Source organism: Shewanella sp. MBTL60-112-B2, from assembly GCF_019655055.1.
Taxonomy (GTDB): Bacteria; Pseudomonadota; Gammaproteobacteria; order Enterobacterales; family Shewanellaceae; genus Shewanella.
In genome coordinates, this window is record NZ_BPFA01000063.1 from 1 (window position 1) to 2,708 (window position 2,708).

Annotated in this window: 4 protein-coding genes; 3 read left to right on the forward strand and 1 reads right to left on the reverse strand. The window is 39.7% G+C overall.

Annotated features, from left to right (window positions below; translation table 11 throughout):
- From K5Q73_RS21185 to K5Q73_RS21665, 3 genes are all read left to right on the forward strand, one after another.
- The coding region (locus K5Q73_RS21185) for a hypothetical protein (RefSeq protein ID WP_220766182.1) at positions 1-791 on the forward strand (791 nt) is incomplete at its 5' end.
- A 20-nt stretch (positions 792-811) separates the two neighbouring features.
- A complete protein-coding gene (locus K5Q73_RS21190; RefSeq protein WP_220764021.1) occupies positions 812-1,114 on the forward strand; it encodes a hypothetical protein in 303 nt (100 codons plus the stop codon).
- A gap of 363 nt (positions 1,115-1,477) precedes the next feature.
- Positions 1,478-1,606 carry a hypothetical protein gene (locus tag K5Q73_RS21665; protein WP_259650804.1) on the forward strand — a complete coding sequence of 43 codons (129 nt, stop codon included), beginning with the start codon at positions 1,478-1,480 and terminating at the stop codon, positions 1,604-1,606.
- A gap of 359 nt (positions 1,607-1,965) precedes the next feature.
- On the opposite strand, the gene K5Q73_RS21195 is transcribed toward K5Q73_RS21665, so the two are convergent.
- A partial coding sequence (locus K5Q73_RS21195; RefSeq protein WP_220766183.1) for a hypothetical protein occupies positions 1,966-2,708 on the reverse strand: 743 nt, incomplete at its 5' end.

A 2,708-nucleotide genomic window follows, 5' to 3' on the forward strand; every position in this document is an offset into this window, starting at 1 on the left:
ACCAATGTGCAAAGTTAGAGAATGGTAGCTCGATTGCATTTGAGTTACGAAAGGATAGCAATTTTGAAAACTGCCTCTCTATTGGGACTGATAATTTAGATGGATTATCTGTTATTTACGAGAGTGTTGGGGCAGAGCAGTCTGATCTAGAGCTGTTTGCCATTACCTCAGCGAGTAACTATCAATTGTTAAACATATTTTCGAGTAATAATGATAATCGGATTTCTTTTGTGTCTCAAGCAACCACAGCCTATAGTCAACTGGGATTGAGAATACTTCCAACAAATTTTGAATTGAGAGACAAGATAGTACGAGTCTCATTCTTTATTGAAGAAAAAGAGGCCGTCGTATTAATTAAAATGCAGAATGTACCAGGCACTTCTTCGGGTGAAACTACGCCTCCACCTAATCCAGATGAAGATTTATGTCGAAAGAACTGCGGTACTGCCCCGCTTTCATTGATGCAGTCTTGTGAATATACAGACCAAGGGACGGTTGATAGTAGTTTTGATACGGTAGCTCATGCACAATACTTCTCTGATATGAAAACACTTATTGAATCAACTTATGGAGAGGGTTCACTACGTGCTAGTTTGACCACAGGTGCTATGATGGCTATGAACTTTTACACCAACATGCCCTATGATTTGAAGAACAGTAGTGTTTACACTGCTGATGCAACGTTTGGAAACTACTTTTATGGTATCGCGGCTCAGAGAATGGGATATTCTAAGGAAGAAGCTGTTAAAGCAGGCGCTGCCGTTCAAACTGCACAAATTTCAATAATATAGGTTCTTATTCACTTGGTGATATGGTTTCAGATCTATCAAAGCTTGCAAGAGGGGCTGATCCTTCCACGATTGATAATGCCGACGACACCCCAATTATTGAGGCCGGTTACGATGATGGTGCAAAAAATGAAAACTGCGAGTCTAACGATGGTTCCGATGAGGATTCAGTTGAAACAGGGGTTGGTGGGGAAGACAGTTCGGGTTCAAGTGTAGGAGGTGGATTTTCAGGTGGATTTATAGGTTCCGGTTCATGTATCGGTAAATGTTTCATACCAAATGGTTCTGTCGATGTTACAGACTTACCTCCTATCGACGGAGTATAAATATCTCTTTAATAGGGTTTTTATGGGGATGCAGATAGAACTGTAAGGCGACAACTAAAAAGCGGACTTGGCGTCAATTTGAATACGCCTCATGGAACATTATTTCATCATGATTTGTATTATCAAGGACAAGCCATACTGGCACTCGCTACGCTCGTATCCTTGACAATACAAGGCCTGAAGAAGATTGGTTTAACATGAGCAGTATGGATCACCCTGCAAAGTTCATAATCAATCAAGCTTAAATAATAACCACTTAATTGTCGCGACACCTATGTTTTAATTGACGTGAGACATAGAACAGAATAATCCATTATAACTAACCCTTGTGTATTCTATTCAGGTCTAATGGATTAAGTGCCGATGAAAGCGGGCCGTAAAGCGAAAGGTAAGATGAAACAAACTTACTTTTGGCCTATTTGCGGTGAAGATGATGAAGTCACTTTCACCTGGTCAAAGGGCCGTAGGGCTCAACACGCTAAAGAGCTATAAATCAATTTCAATGGCGTATTATTGACTGATGGGTACACTAGCTTAGGCTAGTGTGGTCACGGTACTCATGACGCTAACATCATCCATGCTACCAGCTGGCTCACACAAGGCGTAATTCACCGGACGCTCACGATACTTCCACCGTTCGCTAGCTCATTTTTGGACAGGAATGCGTTAGAGCTTAAGCTCTGAAAATGACTGCTGGCATTAAGGAAACTATGATAATCAGCTATGCGGTAACGCCAAGTTAATGTGTGAACAACGCCAATATTTTAACTAAATCATTATACCATAAACACTAAACTAGCTTGAAGTGAAAGAGCCAAGCATTGTGAATCACTCTTAAATTTATTGTTAGCTTAAATCGTGAAGTAGAACTCGAACTCTTTGATTTTGAACACTAATTGTTTGGTTTTATTATCGACTTCCAAGCCTATTGTTACATTATTTAGAGTTTCTTGACACTTTGCCGCCTCAAGTATTTGGGGCATATTCACTTTGATAGTTTCAAACTGATGATTAAGCATAGCTATGACTTTATCAGAATTTAAAACAGCATTGATCGGTGAACCATTAGCGGTAACTCCAAGTCCAGGATTCATATACTCCGTGCCATCTTCGAGGACTATATTAGCATTTGCATGCTTACCCCTTAAAACTTTGTGCTCTTCTTCAGTCAGTTTTTGCATACCTGATTCCATTCGAAAAGCTGACATTCGATCTGGCCAATTGCTATGCATGATTTCAATTAAGTCTAAATCACACCAAGAACTATGATTGAATATACCAATTATGTGGGCAGAACAATTGTCAAAGTGTACAAACAACAAATCTCCCGTTCTTCGTACAAAACCATCACCCTGAAGCTCGTCGCTTAGGTGTAAATGCTGAATTCCCCAGTGGGATAGCATGTCATCGTCATAGTCCAGCTGCTTCAATTTACGACTTTGATACTTCCTTAAGGGTTCACCAGACTCAATATCTTTCTTAATTTGTTCGTACGCAGAGCAAAACTCATTTGGGACAGAAAAGTATTTAACTTCTTTTACTTCCCTTGGCATACTTTCAATAATTCGGCATTTATATCTTTGATATGAATCAA